15 protein-coding genes are annotated in these 14,283 nt (G+C 55.0%); all 15 read right to left on the bottom strand.

The window, feature by feature from the left end; translation table 11 throughout:
* Positions 1 to 2: 2 nt before the first annotated feature.
* Positions 3 to 1,154: an efflux RND transporter periplasmic adaptor subunit gene (locus ACERJC_RS20745; RefSeq protein WP_373672397.1), complete on the bottom strand. Its 1,152-nt coding sequence runs from the start codon at positions 1,152 to 1,154 to the stop codon at positions 3 to 5.
* Positions 1,151 to 3,259 (bottom strand): peptidase domain-containing ABC transporter, encoded by a 2,109-nt coding sequence (locus ACERJC_RS20740; RefSeq protein WP_373672396.1) that lies wholly within the window; start codon positions 3,257 to 3,259, stop codon positions 1,151 to 1,153. Before ACERJC_RS20740 ends, ACERJC_RS20745 begins: the two co-directional genes overlap by 4 nt.
* Positions 3,260 to 3,267: 8 nt before the next feature.
* The gene (locus ACERJC_RS20735) at positions 3,268 to 4,218 is read right to left on the bottom strand and encodes an ABC transporter (RefSeq protein WP_373672395.1); all 951 of its coding nucleotides are present in this window, start codon (positions 4,216 to 4,218) and stop codon (positions 3,268 to 3,270) included.
* A gap of 5 nt (positions 4,219 to 4,223) precedes the next feature.
* Positions 4,224 to 4,895 carry a DsbA family protein gene (locus tag ACERJC_RS20730; RefSeq protein ID WP_178823455.1) on the bottom strand — a complete coding sequence of 224 codons (672 nt, stop codon included), beginning with the start codon at positions 4,893 to 4,895 and terminating at the stop codon, positions 4,224 to 4,226.
* Between the two features lie 59 nt (positions 4,896 to 4,954).
* Entirely contained in the window at positions 4,955 to 5,155 is a 201-nt protein-coding gene (locus tag ACERJC_RS20725; RefSeq protein ID WP_152401577.1) for a DUF4762 family protein, read from the bottom strand.
* Between the two features lie 89 nt (positions 5,156 to 5,244).
* Positions 5,245 to 5,904 carry a DNA-binding response regulator gene (locus ACERJC_RS20720; protein ID WP_178823453.1) on the bottom strand — a complete coding sequence of 220 codons (660 nt, stop codon included), beginning with the start codon at positions 5,902 to 5,904 and terminating at the stop codon, positions 5,245 to 5,247.
* A gap of 23 nt (positions 5,905 to 5,927) precedes the next feature.
* Complete coding sequence (locus ACERJC_RS20715; RefSeq protein WP_152401573.1) at positions 5,928 to 6,476, bottom strand: fimbrial protein; 549 nt, start codon at positions 6,474 to 6,476, stop codon at positions 5,928 to 5,930.
* A 9-nt stretch (positions 6,477 to 6,485) separates the two neighbouring features.
* Positions 6,486 to 7,541 carry a fimbrial protein gene (locus tag ACERJC_RS20710; protein ID WP_152401571.1) on the bottom strand — a complete coding sequence of 352 codons (1,056 nt, stop codon included), beginning with the start codon at positions 7,539 to 7,541 and terminating at the stop codon, positions 6,486 to 6,488.
* Positions 7,541 to 8,164 carry a fimbrial protein gene (locus tag ACERJC_RS20705; protein ID WP_152401569.1) on the bottom strand — a complete coding sequence of 208 codons (624 nt, stop codon included), beginning with the start codon at positions 8,162 to 8,164 and terminating at the stop codon, positions 7,541 to 7,543. Before ACERJC_RS20705 ends, ACERJC_RS20710 begins: the two co-directional genes overlap by 1 nt.
* A gap of 17 nt (positions 8,165 to 8,181) precedes the next feature.
* Complete coding sequence (locus tag ACERJC_RS20700) at positions 8,182 to 8,895, bottom strand: fimbrial biogenesis chaperone (protein WP_507161369.1); 714 nt, start codon at positions 8,893 to 8,895, stop codon at positions 8,182 to 8,184.
* 72 nt (positions 8,896 to 8,967) lie between these two features.
* Positions 8,968 to 11,442, bottom strand: a complete 2,475-nt coding sequence (locus ACERJC_RS20695; protein ID WP_152401567.1) for a fimbria/pilus outer membrane usher protein — start codon at positions 11,440 to 11,442, stop codon at positions 8,968 to 8,970.
* A gap of 63 nt (positions 11,443 to 11,505) precedes the next feature.
* Positions 11,506 to 12,054, bottom strand: coding sequence for a fimbrial protein (locus ACERJC_RS20690; RefSeq protein ID WP_178826554.1), 549 nt, complete (start codon positions 12,052 to 12,054; stop codon positions 11,506 to 11,508).
* Positions 12,055 to 12,128: 74 nt separating this feature from the next.
* Positions 12,129 to 12,659 carry a fimbrial protein gene (locus ACERJC_RS20685; RefSeq protein WP_152401563.1) on the bottom strand — a complete coding sequence of 177 codons (531 nt, stop codon included), beginning with the start codon at positions 12,657 to 12,659 and terminating at the stop codon, positions 12,129 to 12,131.
* Positions 12,660 to 13,153: 494 nt separating this feature from the next.
* Positions 13,154 to 13,687 carry a 4Fe-4S dicluster domain-containing protein gene (locus tag ACERJC_RS20680; RefSeq protein ID WP_373672393.1) on the bottom strand — a complete coding sequence of 178 codons (534 nt, stop codon included), beginning with the start codon at positions 13,685 to 13,687 and terminating at the stop codon, positions 13,154 to 13,156.
* Positions 13,684 to 14,280 carry a molecular chaperone TorD family protein gene (locus ACERJC_RS20675; RefSeq protein ID WP_371895924.1) on the bottom strand — a complete coding sequence of 199 codons (597 nt, stop codon included), beginning with the start codon at positions 14,278 to 14,280 and terminating at the stop codon, positions 13,684 to 13,686. Before ACERJC_RS20675 ends, ACERJC_RS20680 begins: the two co-directional genes overlap by 4 nt.
* Between the last annotated feature and the right edge of the window lie 3 nt (positions 14,281 to 14,283).

Below are 14,283 nucleotides of genomic sequence, written 5' to 3'. Positions count from 1 at the left end.
CGCTACCCTCGCACCGTGTCCTGCGCCAGCACCACGCGATCGCCAGCCTGCAATCCCTCCAGCACCTCGGCGTACTGCCGATCGTTGATCCCGATGCGGATCGTGCTGGTGCGCGTTTTTCCGTCTTCAACGGTGGTGATGGTGTATCGCTCGGTGTCCAGCGCCTGCCCGAGCGCGGCGACCGGCACGCGCAAGACGTTTTTTGCTTCGGCGGTCTGAATAAAGACCTGCGCCGTCATCGACGTTTTGAGCTCGCGCTCGGCGTTAGGCACTTCAAAGGTGCCGGTGTAGTACACCGCCATCGCCTGTTGATTGCCGCCCATTCCGCCTTCGCCGGGCGCTTCCAGCGCTTCCTGCGGCGCTGGCTGCACGAAGCCCATCGTACCGGTGTAGCGTTTATCCGGGTTGGCGATGACGTAGAAACGCAGCGGCTGACCGGGGCGGATTTTTTGCACGTCGGCTTCAGAGATGCGCGTTTGCACCTGCATGGTATCGAGATCCGCCAGCACCAGAATGGTCGGTGCCGTTTGCGAGGAGACGATGGTTTGCCCTTCACGGGTGACAATGCCCAGCACTTCGCCATCGATAGGCGCCACAATGCGGGTATAGCTGAGGTTGGCCTGCGCCGTTTTCACCGCCATCTCCGCCTGCACAATCTGCGCGTCGCTCACGTCAATTTGCTGCACCTGCGCATCGTATTGCGCTCTGGCCTGTTCATATTCACTACGTACGCCGGAGCCATCGCGCAGCATCATGCTCTGGCGGTTCAGCTCCTGGCGATAACGTAACAGCGTCGCCTGCGCCGACAGCTTTTGCGCTTTGGCGCTGGCCAGCTGTGCGCGCGTGTTGTTCAGATCTGACTCCTGCAAAGTGGGGTCAATTTCCGCCAGCAGTTGCCCTTTCTGGACCTTCTCGCCCTGGCGCACGTACAGCTTGCGCAGTTGTCCGTTGACCTGCGCGCCGACGTTAACCTGCACCGCCGGTTTCAGAACCCCCGTCACCAGCACCACCTTTTCGATATCGCCAGTGCCAATGGTCTCCAGCGGTAAATTCTCCTGCGGCGAGGTCGAGGCCATCGTCACCCACGTCCCACCGATCGCGACGGCCAGCGCCAGGCCACAGACGATCGGCAACCAACGGGATTTCAGCGTCATACGTTGACCTCCAGCGGGCTGAGTTTGCCTTCAGTGAGTTGATAAACCCGCTGGAACCGCGACAGAATCGCGTCGCTGTGGGTGACCACAATCAGTGACTTACCGGCGTTCTGGCAATGCGCGTGAATCGTCTCCATCACAATGGCTGCCGTGTCGTCATCAAGATTGGCGGTCGGTTCGTCGAGCAACAAAATCGGACGCGAGCTGTACAGTGCGCGCGCCAGCAATAACCGCTGACGTTGACCGAGCGAAAGCGCCGCATGGCTTTCACGGATCAGGGCGTCGATACCGCCCGGTAATCCACGCACCACCTCACCCAGCGCGAGGGATTCCAGCAGCGCCTCAATCCGCCCACGGTCACGTTCACGGTAGTGCGCATCGAACAGGGTGATGTTTTCGCGAACCGAGGCATTAAACAAAATATCCTCCTGACTTTGCAGGCAGACAAACTGCGCCAGTTGCTGCGCCGGGAGCGCCGTGTCAGCGGCATAACAACCTCCCGCCTGAGGAGAAAACAGTCCGGCAATCAGCCGCAGTAAGGTGCTCTTACCCGCGCCGGATTCACCGACAATCGCAATCTGCTCGCCCGCGCGCAGCGACAGCGAAACCGACGACAGCACCGGCCTTGCGGGATCGTAGCCGTAACACAGCGACTCAAACGTCAGGTCCGGCACCGTATCGGCGGGAGGTTGTGCCGTCAGCGGTGCGGTGACCTCCTCGTCCCGTGGCGCAAACAGCGCATGGGCGCGGGTGTCTATCACATTCAATTGAGATTTCTGAATGATGGCGTAGAAAATCCGCGTAACGTAGGAGGTGAATATTTGCCGCAGGAAGCTGTAGGCAAAAAAATCGCCCAGAGAGATCAGTTTGTTGTGCACCATCGGCAGGACCACCAGCATGAACACCACCATCTCCAGACTCCCGGTGAGCTGATACAACCCCTCTTTCACCTGCTGATAGACCTTCTGGCGCTGCAGACACGAAAACAGATCGCGGCTGAAGTTGGCAAACTGCCCCTGACGCTGACCTTCCAGTCCGGCGGTTTTGACGGTCAAAATGCCCTGAATGGTCTCCATGAAAAAATCGTTCAGGGTGGCGCTTTTCAACTGCAGTTGCTGGGTGAACCAGCGGTCGCGGATCACCGCCCAGACGCTGATGATCCCCATCACCGTGACGCCGACGGCGGAGATCGCCGCCAGCACGGGCGCAATCCAGAACATGACAGCCAGTGCGATCGCGCAGATCACCCAGTCGGAGCGCAGGCCGTTATCCAGTTCAATTTTTTGCAGCAGGCCAATCTGCCAGGCCGTGAAGCGGCTGAAGATCTCCCCCGGCGCCCTTTTTTCGAAAAAGCGCAGCGGGTTGCGGAGCAGGCGGGAAAATCCCACGCCGCTGTGGATCAGCACAAAGCGTTTGATAAAGCGTTCGCTAACGACCCGCACACCGAGCGCCATCAGTGAAGAGGCGACAAACGCCAGGATAAACCAGCCGTAGGGGAAGCGGCTGCTTTCCACGCTGGAGAAGGCCTGGTTGATGGCGCTGCTTACCATCGTCGGCATCAGAAACAGCGTTAGCGAGACGAGAAAGGTCAACAGCATCAGCCGATAGATCCCCGGCACCGCAGCGGTCTCCTGCATACTCATCGCCCGCGGCGCACTCTGCGCTGTTGTCGGCAACGGTAAATCAGGGTCGGCGACTGACGCTTGTTCAGCTTCGACAATCAGGGCATAGCCGCTGATCTCCTGCTTAAGCGCGGCAAACGGCAGCCACTGCTCGCCAATCGCCGGATTCATCACGCAGACGTGGTTGCCTTTGCGCCAGGCCAGCAGGACATAGTGGCTCGCGCCGTAATGCAAAATAGCCGGCAGCGGCAGACTGCTCAGCTCATCGTGCTCAAACAGCACCGGCGTCGTGGCAATGCCCAGTCGCGCCAGGATGCTCATCAGCGTATCCAGCGAGGTACCGTGATCGGACGCCGGAAACAGCTCGCGCAATGTTGCCAGCGAAACGGGCTGCCCCTGCGTCTGCGCCAGCATCGCCACGCACGCCAGTCCGCATTCGTTGGTCTCTTCCTGAAAGATCAGATTCGGGATCGTGGTTGTCATTTTTATCATCAATGATTAATAAAGAAGAGAGAATGGCTGTGCCAAAGGAGCCACTCCTGCGGATGTTCACGCAGAGTGGATTCAATAATGCCGGGCAGCGCGTGGGCGACGTTCTGGCTGCTCACCGGTGGATGAATGTGGATGCGCAGACCGTTGTCGTAACTGAGGTGATAAAACACCACCTGCGCCGCAATCACCCCGGAGAGGCGAACCACGCCATTGTGTAACTTCGCGCTGCGACCGAATAAACGACACGGTAATTTCGCTGCCAGCGCCCCTTCGGCCTGTAAGGTGTAGTCCGGCGAAATATCGGGAAAAATAATCATGTTTTGCTGCCCGGCGGCGACATCGGTGATGAGTCCCATCAGGCTGCCGGCCAGCGTTTTGTTCTGCTGATGAATGGAGCAGTAGGAAAGGTCGATACCGCCAAGCACGCGAGTCTGCGCGTTATAAAGTTCAGCGCTGGAAGAGACCACCACGCTGGCTTTGCCTGGCGTGACGCAGGCACCGACCATCGCCGCCAGTACGTCCGACACCGTATGTAACGGTGCCAGCATGTAAGGTATGTTCTGCTGATGCAGTGGTGCGACAACCGCGTCGAGTTCAGACGCGCAGGCGCGAATCTGCCGTAACAGCTCTGGGTTTTGTCCCCAGGTCGCGGCTTCTTCCAGCAGGCGGCGACGCACGGCAACCCAGGCCGCGTCCACCCGACCGGTTTGCCCGATCAGGCAACGGGCGTTTTCGTTTGCCACGGCATTGCGTAAACGGAATGGACGCCCCAGCAACCGTAGCGCGCAAAGTCCTTTCGCCACGGTCAGCAACGCAGGCAGTGGCAGATAACGCACCATTTTTCGCAGCAGAAGCAGCCTTCCCTGAGAAAAATCACGTTTCGCGTTATACAGCCATCCCGTGCTGTTTTTAAAACTAAACACGCTCCAGATAATAAAAAATCTGACCACCGGGGTTATTTATCCTCTTTCAGCAATTGCAGCATGCGCTGCGCAAATTGAGGAAATTCACTGTCCTGGGCCACCACATAGCGTTTATTGATAATAAACATCGGCGTCGCGTTAATGTCATAGTGTGTGGTAATGGCCGCCATCATGCTGAGACGGTTTTTTACCGCGTCACTCTGGCGCAGGGTTTTAAATTTATCCGCATCAATCTTGTTTTTTTCCAGCCAGGCATTCAGTACCTTCTCATCGGTGAGATCGACATTGCGCGTAATAACGGCGTTATAGGCGCTGTCGCGAACGTTCTTTTCAATCCCCATCTCTTCCAGCGTGGCAAAAATCGGCGCGTAAGCGGCAAGGCCGCTGTTCTCACTGGTAATATGGATCGAGGTAAACGAACTTCCCGGCGGCAGCGTGCGAGAAAATTCCGCCAGATTCTCTTCGTTTGCCGCACAATAATGGCAACCGTAAGACATCACTTCGATAATACTGCGCGCTTCTTTGATCGGACTATTCGCAATTTGCTCTGCGCTGACTTCACGAAAAGCCTGCGTTTGCGAGCTATCCGTGGCAAACGTATTAAAGACAAAAAGGTGATAGCAAAGCACCGTTATCAGCGAAGAGATAACGATCAGAAACAGTGAATAGCTAATAATGGTGATACGTTTAAATTGGGTTGCCATAGTATTCTCGCAGTGGAAAAATAAACCTGGAGGCGCGGGTACCTCCAGGCTATAGCCAATTAGAAGCGGTTCGGAATCCCACCACACTTGCTGGCATTTGCATCTTTCATTGACGTGGTGCTACCGTGCTTATCCGTGCAGGTTGTCAGTTCCTTACAGGAGGTCACACCACCAACGGTGACGTTCTGATACGTTGTTTCGCAGGTTTTACAGGTTCCGCCCACAACGTTAGCCACTTCGATTGCAGTTAATTTTTTCATCTCTGTTTTCCTTACTTAGGGTTTAATGTAGTGCAATCATTTGCACCGATAATTCGGCGAATGCTACTGCCGAAAAGACTTTTAACGGGTCACGGCATAATTCCCTTGAACACCGTAAATAACGCAATGTTGTTTCTGATATTCAGTCGCTTCATTAAGTGCCGCTTGATATAGCTCAGGCGTCGGACATCGATATTTACCTCGCAGGAAATCTGCGACAGCGATTTTCCTTTGAATATCTCTTCCATCAGCCACCATTCATTACCGGAAATCGTATAATTCACTTCCCGGCGGTGCAGTCTTCTGCGCGTGTAATTCACCAATGAATAGCTAAAGCAGCATCCCTGACGTCGTTGATCCAATAATTCCTGAAAAAAAGGGGTGGTATTGGCGAGATTCTCGCTTTTCAATAACCAATGGGCGTTTGGCAAGAGTGCATAAAGCGTGAAAAATAGCGGCATGTTGTGCTCGCTTAATAAAATAATCAGATTCTTATTTTCACGCTGATAGAAATTATTCATGAGTTGCAGCGCACGAATCCGCTCCCGCGGCAGGCTGTCCAGATCGCACAGGATCCACAGGCAGCAGTCATCATTAACGCGAGTCTGTAGCTGCCTGATAAGCTGCGTGTAGTCATCCGTTAAGGAATATAAAACGTCCGTCTGCTCCGCGAGCAAACTGGCAATGACCGTTTTTATTCCTTGTGAAAAAAAGAGATCTTTATTGTAAAGAAAACACCGATACTCCATGCCTCAATTCCCTGTTGATGACGTTACTGATAGTTCAATGTGTAATTTGCCGTGGCGGTAAAGGGGCCGGTGGTCAGGGTGCCGTTTGCTAAGGCAGCAGGTTCGGCTTCAACAAACGCCTGGAAGTTAAGCCGCAAAACGGTGTCGCCGATCGCGGTCGGACGGGTCGCCACATTCAGACGCACGGGCGTATCGTCCTCTTCCAGCAGGCCAACCCCGACGCCACCCGCATTGCCCGGTGACGTCGCGCTGATCGCCAGTCGGTCCGCCAGATTGCCATTGGCAGCCCCGCTGAACGTTACCGTCACAGAATTAAAGACGTTTGGCGTGCAATCCTCTAATTTGATCGTGAACGGAACAGGTACTGTTTTGCCGTTGATATACAATGACTTTGTCGATATGTTTCCGAAATCGACCGGCACCCGTTCTGACTCGGGCGCAATGCTGCACGGGTAAGCCATCACCACGCCATTGAAACTGAGATCGCCGCCAATCAACTCCCCCAACGCCCATACCGGGGCCGGAGCGAACGTCGTCAATAAACAGGCAAAGATCATTGTTATGCGATGCATATTCCCTCCTTACTGGAATTCAGCCACAACCGTTGCAGATGCATGGAACTCGCCTTCCGGAATGACTGAGGTGACGTATTTCGCCACCGGTGCGGCAGTCAGGTTCCAGTCGCCTTCGTTATTGGCAAACCCCGGTACGTTATAGAAGGTGTTCGGCGCCACCGGGTTACCCTGACGGTCACGCAGCGCAATACCCAGTTCGGAACGATCCGTTGTTCCTTGCGTACTCAGGTATTTGCCGTCATCAAACGCCGGATTGGCCTGCTGGATCCCTAATTTGATATTCAGTGCGCCCTGGGCAAAACTGCCGCCCTCGCACTTCACATGAATCGGCACGTTTTGGCTGTAGTTGGTGCCGTTCAGCCGACTGCCGTTCCCCGGAATATTGCCGAAGTCAACGACGATCGGCGTTCCCTGATTGACGATGCATTTATCCGGTACGGTGATGACGCCTGAGGCAATGGTGACGCGCGACAGCGGGGTTTGCCCCATGGCCCCCGGCCCCAGACGGCCAAAGAGTTTGGCGATTTCAGAGCCTTGCAGGTTCACCCCGTTGATAATCGGTTTGGTGATCATAAAGGTCACCCGCCCCCTCGCACCGGAAGCGAATTGGTTTTGCAGAATGGTGCTGGGAACGTTGCAGAAGTTCTGATCGGCGCCGTTTGAGACGTTCTCGAACGGCACGGTTTTATAGTCTTGCAGATTACCACCGATGTAGATCTCAATTTTGACGTCCATGTAGTCGTTGAGCTTGAGGTAACCCGGCGTCATGCCGGACTGCGTTAACGTCGCTTGCGCCATGAAAAATACCGGCTGATTACTCATCGGCTGTGAGCAGTAAGCGCGCCCCTGGAACATCCCGGCCAGGTCGAATTCATCGGTAACCGTTGCGCCCATCTGGTTGTTGGTAATGTCATGATTAGAAATATTAATCAGATAGTCGTAGGTGCCGTTCACCGGTTCAATTTCACCGTCCACTACGGACCACGCCGCGCCCGGCAAGCCGAGCGTGCTGAGTGCCAGTAAGACCGGCAATTTGCGGCGGAACAGGCCTGACAGTTTCATTACAAGTACTCCATCTTCAGGCGGACCAGGCTGCTAAAGTCGCCCGCGCTCACATGCAAACCGGTGGATTCCAGCGCCGCCATAAAATTCAGCTCACTGTCACCTGAGTTCACCAGCCAGGGAGCATGGGTCTGGCCGACATCCAGCGCATTCCCGTCCTTATCGAGCAGGCGCACGCCCGCGCCCTGAGTCGTACCGTGGGCGCGTAACAGCTGTCCGTTATTGTGGTCGGACTCGCCGACAAACGTCAGTTGCACCGCCTGCTCCCCGGTGCTGTAAGCCCGCCAGTCATTCCCGGTGGTTCTGGAAGCCAGACTCCCTCGCGACTGCGACGCCCCTTTCAGGCAGTCCTTCAGGTGCAACTTGAAGCGCACCGGCTCGCTGCGATCGCCCGCCTGACGAAAATGCTGCGCGCTGATCTCGCCCATCTCGACGTCCTGAATGCGCCCTTGTGTCATCAGTACGCAGGGAGAAGCAAACACAGAACCGTGAAACCGGACAATGCCGCTATCTTCGCTGACATGTTCCTGAGCGTTATGTTGTGGCTGCGCCGGCACATCCGCCCCGCACTGAAACGCCACGCCCATCGCGAGGAGGGCCACAGTGGTTAAAGGATTTTGCATTGTCAGGTTCCTCCTGGTTAGCCCTGCTGCGCGGGTGGAAGCGCTTTGCAGGTGTTGCCATCGCAACGAAACTTCAGCTCAGGGTGTCCGCCATAATCGTTCACGAACATCATGGAAAACTGACTGACATTCCCGTCCGTTACCGCAAACTGCTGGCTCGATTTGGGCGCGATCATGATCCCCGGAAATTGGGTGATCTTATGTCCAGCCCCTTTGGACAGCCCAAGGATCGTGACGTAATAAGGCGTTGGGTTCTGTACCGTCATCTGGCTGCCGTTTTTATGGAACACCACCTGGTCCTGCCAGACTTCACTTCGGGTCTTCGGGATCACCGCCGCCGGGCGGTAAAACAGCTTGATGCGCGACTGCATGGCCAGTTGCAGCGTGTTCGGTTTATCCGGCTTCGGCGGGATCTCTCTGACGTTGAGGTAGAACAGGCTCTCTCTGTCCTGCGGCAGCTTTTCAATCCCGGCGGTTTTGGTGACGCGCGCGATCCCTTTCTGTCCCCCGTTGATCCGCTGTAGAGGCGGTAACACAATCAGTGGTGACGTAATCTTGTTGCCTTTTTCATCCTCTACCCACGACTGGGCGAGGAAGGGAATATCCGGGCTGGTGTTGGACAGATTGGCACTCGACGAGGCCTCTTTCTCCGTAATAATGACGCGGGTCCGATCCAGAGAGACCCCTGCCTGCGCGTAGCCGCCAATCATGCTCAGCGCCCACGCCGCCATCAGATATCCGTTATGTCTTTTCTTGCTCATTTTTGGCCTTTTATTACAGTGAGAAAACTCGTTGCGTCGAGGTTAACGACACGGCAAAAACCCGTTCGCTCGCCCGTCGTTTGCACCTGGCGGGATCGTGACCTGACATTGCTGTTTGCCGCCCCACATCACGTTCAGCGTTTCGTTAGCATTGACCCCGGCAAGCCAGGCTTGCCCGTCTTCCAGCACCATCGCGACGCTCACCCCATCGGTGTTGTAAATTTCCGCGCCGAATGGCGGTACGCTGCCATCCGCGAGGCGCAACGTCCCCATCATCTTCATCCCCTTCGCCATGCCGAAGGCCTGATAGCCAATCGCGCCTTCCGTCAGGGTCGTTGTACTGATGGCTTTTGACGGTTCGACATCACTGTCCATCGCATCCACGTCCACGCGGGTGTCAAAGCTGTTGTAGCTCACCACATCCGGCACCACGGCAATGCCGTAGCCGTTAGTCCTCGACTTCTTGCCATTGAGCGGAACGCCACCAATGCCGTTGGTATCCACCATGACGCGTGCCGTATTGATCGTTGCGCCGCTGTTATGCATCGCCGCGCCGTGGCGGGTTGCCGTGAAGCCGCCGCGCAGGGTGGTGCTCAGCGCCATGTACTGGTTCTGCTGATAGCTGGCGTTGGTATTAATTTCTGCCAGTTGCGAACGATGCTGGTAATAGCCGTCAACGCTGGCATTACCGCTCTGGCTGGCGCCGGCACGAATACGCCACAAATTGTTGTAATCACTGTTGTCGGTGTAAGACGCCATCGGACTGGTTTTGCCGTTGTTGGTCTGGATATCCAGCCCCGCCCATTTGTTGTCGCCAATCGGCACCGACAGCGAGAAGGAGATCGAGTCGTCTTTGCGCCCTTTGTAATCGGTACGGTAAGCGGAAAGGTTGGCAGAGATGCCGTTGATCTCGCCAATCCGGAAGGAGCGTCCCACAGACATACCGTAGCGATCCTGGCTGCGCTTATCCCAGTAGTTCTGGTGCGTCCAGGTGAGAAAGACGGTCGTCGCCTTTCCCGCTTCGCCAGCCCAGAACGTTTTATTCCCGGTGATGGTATAGAGCTCTTTTTCGCGTCCCAGATGGTCATATCCCTGGTAACGTTCATCGAGGTATTGCGACATTGAGCGGAAGTCTTCCTGCGAGAACCGGTAACCCGCGAAGGTAATGGAACTGTTGTATTCGTCGAAGGTTTTGGCGTAACTCAGCTTGTAAGAGGTCCCTTTCAGTCGTTTACCGTCAGACTCGCGACTCCATGACTCGGTGGCATCAACGGAAATGGCGCCAAATGCGTAGAGATCGCGCCCGATACCCAACGAGGCCGCGGTGTACTCTTCACCGGAAGACTGTAAGCCGCCGTACAGCGACCAGGCGTTGCTGACCCCCCAGGAGAAATCGCCGGAGAGGAACGTCGGGCCCTGCATTTTATGATTGTAGCGGGATGGCGTACCGCCTGAGATGTTGTAACGAACATAGCCCGGACGCGTGAGATACGGAATGTTGGCGGTGTTCACCTGGAAGGTCGACACCGAGCCGTCCTGCTCTTCAACGCGCACATCGAGCGTACCGCGCACCGAACTGCGTAAATCCTGAATATTGAACGGTCCGGCGGGCACGGTGGTTTCATAGATGACGCGCCCACTCTGGCTGACGGTCACTTTGGCGTTGGTGCGGGCGATACCATGAATTTCAGGGGCATAGCCCTGTAACGCCGGTGGCAGCATCCGCTCATCACTGGCAAGGTTGATCCCGGTAAAACGCACGGTATCGAAAACCTGCGAATTCAGGTAGATCTCACCCAGCGTCAGTTTCGCCGCGATCATCGGCAAGGGGCGGTAGGCGTAGATCTGGTTCCAGTCGAAATCGAATTGATGGTTCTGGCTGTAGTAGCTGGTCTGATACTCACCGCGCAGACGCCAGCCGCCGATGTTCGCCCCTGCCTGACCGTAGCCTGAAACTGCGCTGTAGTTTTCCTGGCCGTTGAACTGGCGAGTGAGTTGCCCGTTGAGGCTGTAATCGAACAGGAGCCCCGCGATCCCTTCATCCCAGCGTTCAGGCGGCGTCCAGCTCGGATCGTTATACTTCATCCACGCCTGCGGTACGGTAATTTCAAGCACGCCGGCGTAGTTGCTTAATTTCGCCCCCGGCAGGCTTTGCAATGAGTAGCAATTCTCATAGAGTTGAGTGACCTGCGCGCGCGCGTCATCTTTCAGCGCCAGCTTATCCAGCAGGTCGCCGCTGATGCACGGCAGCGTGCGCTTGCCTTCGGGAGCATCGATATAACGAATTTTCTCCTGGCCGACCGGTTGACCGTTAATGCGGATATCCAGCAAATAATCGCCAGGGGTGACATAGTTGTCGGTCGCAAAACGCGACAAATCAATCTGGGTACGCTCCGAAGCATCCAGGACATCGGTATTAAACTCTATGCTCTCCTCGGCACTGGCCGTCGCCGCGTAGCCGCTATTCATCACCAGAAGAGCAATCATCGTTATATGGGTTTTTAATTTTACCGACATGATTTTCGTCCCAAATAAATCCGTTAAATACGTTCTGCGTCCCGCGACGTTATTGTTATGCTGTTAGTGGTAATCCATAAAAAACTGCGCAACCGCAGTAAACTCGCCCGCTCTTATATATTTTTGAACCGGTACCAGCGATGCGGAAAATTTTAAAACGTTATCAGTCTCGCTCAGTTCATATCCCGGAGAGGGCTGACCCAGCGTTAATATTTCACCCTGACTGTCACGTAGACGAATGCCGAAACCATCGGCTTCACCACTGACTAATAACGTGGTGGGATCGGATGCCGCCGCATTACCTATAAAGGTGACCGAGGCATAAGGATAAAGTGAACCATCGTTGCCCCGTTTCACCACGGAACAACCGGTCAGGCGTACCAATACTGGCCGCGTAATATTGCCTTCATCATTTCGATTAATCAGACTGGCAGACACATCGCCAAACTCAACCACAATATCCCGACTGTTCGGGTCAAGACTGCATGCCGCCTCAATCAGTTCACCGCTCATCGCTAATTTACCCGGCGTGACGGTGGATCCTAAAGCAGAAACCGACCCCGTCAGAGCACACAAATAAAGCGATAGTATGAACATATTGCTTATTTTCATTTTGTCCCTCCCTGGTACGATCCCTGATTTAAAAAAGTGCGGGATAAACTCCCGCACTCAGAACGTCGGGTGGATTACTGATAAGCAATCTCGAAGTTAACCGTTGACTGGAAAGAACCCGCAGCCACGGTTGCGCTTGCGCTTTCTGCTTTCACATAGGCGACAAACGGAATGCTGTTGGTGCCGTTAACTAACTGAACAGGTGTTGTAGCCGTGCCCCACACCACATCCTGGCTGGCGCTGTCACGCAGGCCGATACCCGCGCCAGAGGCGGTGCCAGAGGTGAATGCAGCCAGAGTACCGTCAGCCTGGTTTAAGCTGGTCGGGGTGTAAGTCACTTCTGCAGTTTGCGCCACGGTGATGTCGCAGTGCTGCAGTTCGATGTTCTGGTGTACGTTCCCGACGCGTGCACCGTTAGCCAGCGCAGAAACAGGAATTTGACCAAAATCAACGGTCACCGGGCTTGAACCAGGTGCCAGACCACAGGCGGTATTCACCAGTTCACCCTGGAATTCAATCACACCGTTCGTCGTGTCAGCTAAAACAGACATAGAACCCAGAGCAGCGGTGAAAGCAACAGCCATAGCAACTTTATTCATTTTCATAACAATATCCTGTTTGTACCAATATCCTGAGAAATAAAGAGTCATCACGTCGCAATCGTTATTTCGTTCTGCTGTAATCAACTCTTGGTTTTGTTCTGGAATTGTTCCGGCAATAATTAAATATGCAATAATATTAATTATCACCACTCCTTTGAACTGATGAAAATGCTACCAAATCCAAATTTCCACACAAAGCACTACATTTGCTGTGGAATAGATACGCATTGTTAACTCGCAAGGAGAAGAAAGGCGGATTTATATCTCGCGAAGCAGTGCGATTAATCCTAAATACATGATAGGTTTTTAACGGATATAAAATAAAAAATCAGAAGGGAGATTAGGATAATTCATAATTATAGTGAAAATAAAATAATAATTTAGGAAATCATTAGATATTTAGCGCGACGTTCAACATTAAAGACCTGCCTGCAAATCTTTTAACGTCGCCAGTCACATCAAAACGGAAGGCCGCCTCGCAAATCCAGGCTGGAGGGTTATCTCAGACGAATGGCATCAGCGTTGCACTGCACCCGGCATTCGCCGCAGCCGGTACAGCACTCGCTGTCCAGCACAGGGATCCCCGCCGCGCCGATGGCACAAGCCTGTTCAGGGCAGGCTTCGATACACTGGTTGCACGGGCGTAACGGATTAACGCAGGCAGAGCTGAACGTCGGGCGCAGGCCGGTATCAAAACGAGCCTGTACGCACAGCGCGTCGCTCGGGCATGCGGCGATGCACAAGCCACAGCCATCGCAACTGGCATACTCAATCGCCAGTTGCGGGTAGCCGTCCTCATGTCGGGTCAGAATTCCCATCGGGCAGGCAGTAATGCACTGGTTACAGCGGGTACATTGCGTGATGAACTGCACATCAGGCACGGCACCCGGCGGCAGCGAATGCGTCAGTTGAGACACCGGCACCTGAGGCGCAGTGTGTTTTGCGGCACTGACAAACGCGCGAAACAGCCCGCGTCGACTGACGTGCCGGTGCGTCATCAGCGCCTGATAATATTTCTCTGACTTGTTCATCCGAAGTACAACCGTTTCACCACCGGTTGCAGCGCCCGTTGCTGCTCCATATCCTGCAGATAACGCGCGGTTACGGCGGCAAGGCGGGCATAGAACGGGCTCACCGGGCAGTCCTGTAACCGTTCCAGATAGCGATATCCCCACGGCAGCAGATACATCTCGAATAGCTGATTAACCGCCGCATCTTTGCCGGCCTCCAGCAGCGCGCTGCTGGCTAACAACATCAGGCCAAACTGATCTTCGGGCTCACTCTGACGCGCGTCAAACGCCATTCCCTGTGACTGTAAAAACCCACGGTACTCCGCGGTGGTATCGCCCATCAGCAGATTATCGCGTTCCAGCCAGACGGAACCCCAGGGCGGCGCGGGCATATCGCCCTGCCCCTCGAACAGCACGGAAAATTGCCACGCCAGTTCATCATCGTCCGGCAACGGCCAGTCGGCACACAGTCTGGCCATCTGCGCCGGATCGCGCCACGAGTACAAATCGGGCAGCATGGGCAAACTGTCGAAAAGCGCTTTCACCTCCGGTCGCCCGGGAGAGTAGTAAAACAGGGCACCGAGGATACGGGGTAATACGGCAAGAGACGACATCTC

It is taken from the genome of Citrobacter telavivensis, assembly GCF_041807075.1.
GTDB classification, from domain to species: domain Bacteria; phylum Pseudomonadota; class Gammaproteobacteria; order Enterobacterales; family Enterobacteriaceae; genus Citrobacter_A; species Citrobacter_A telavivensis.
The sequence above is the reverse complement of the archived record's forward strand: the minus strand, read 5'-3'. Positions and strand labels throughout refer to the sequence as shown.

Bases quoted from the DNA above. Each gene is read 5' to 3' on its own strand.
- ACERJC_RS20745 (WP_373672397.1), bottom strand. From the start codon at position 1,154: ATGACGCTGAAATCCCGTTGGTTGCCGATCGTCTGTGGCCTGGCGCTG.
- ACERJC_RS20740 (WP_373672396.1), bottom strand. From the start codon at position 3,259: ATGACAACCACGATCCCGAATCTGATCTTTCAGGAAGAGACCAACGAA.
- ACERJC_RS20730 (WP_178823455.1), bottom strand. From the start codon at position 4,895: ATGGCAACCCAATTTAAACGTATCACCATTATTAGCTATTCACTGTTT.
- ACERJC_RS20725 (WP_152401577.1), bottom strand. From the start codon at position 5,155: ATGAAAAAATTAACTGCAATCGAAGTGGCTAACGTTGTGGGCGGAACC.
- ACERJC_RS20720 (WP_178823453.1), bottom strand. From the start codon at position 5,904: ATGGAGTATCGGTGTTTTCTTTACAATAAAGATCTCTTTTTTTCACAA.
- ACERJC_RS20715 (WP_152401573.1), bottom strand. From the start codon at position 6,476: ATGCATCGCATAACAATGATCTTTGCCTGTTTATTGACGACGTTCGCT.
- ACERJC_RS20710 (WP_152401571.1), bottom strand. From the start codon at position 7,541: ATGAAACTGTCAGGCCTGTTCCGCCGCAAATTGCCGGTCTTACTGGCA.
- ACERJC_RS20705 (WP_152401569.1), bottom strand. From the start codon at position 8,164: ATGCAAAATCCTTTAACCACTGTGGCCCTCCTCGCGATGGGCGTGGCG.
- ACERJC_RS20700 (WP_507161369.1), bottom strand. From the start codon at position 8,895: ATGGCGGCGTGGGCGCTGAGCATGATTGGCGGCTACGCGCAGGCAGGG.
- ACERJC_RS20695 (WP_152401567.1), bottom strand. From the start codon at position 11,442: ATGTCGGTAAAATTAAAAACCCATATAACGATGATTGCTCTTCTGGTG.
- ACERJC_RS20690 (WP_178826554.1), bottom strand. From the start codon at position 12,054: ATGAAAATAAGCAATATGTTCATACTATCGCTTTATTTGTGTGCTCTG.
- ACERJC_RS20685 (WP_152401563.1), bottom strand. From the start codon at position 12,659: ATGAAAATGAATAAAGTTGCTATGGCTGTTGCTTTCACCGCTGCTCTG.
- ACERJC_RS20680 (WP_373672393.1), bottom strand. From the start codon at position 13,687: ATGAACAAGTCAGAGAAATATTATCAGGCGCTGATGACGCACCGGCAC.
- ACERJC_RS20675 (WP_371895924.1), bottom strand. From the start codon at position 14,280: ATGTCGTCTCTTGCCGTATTACCCCGTATCCTCGGTGCCCTGTTTTAC.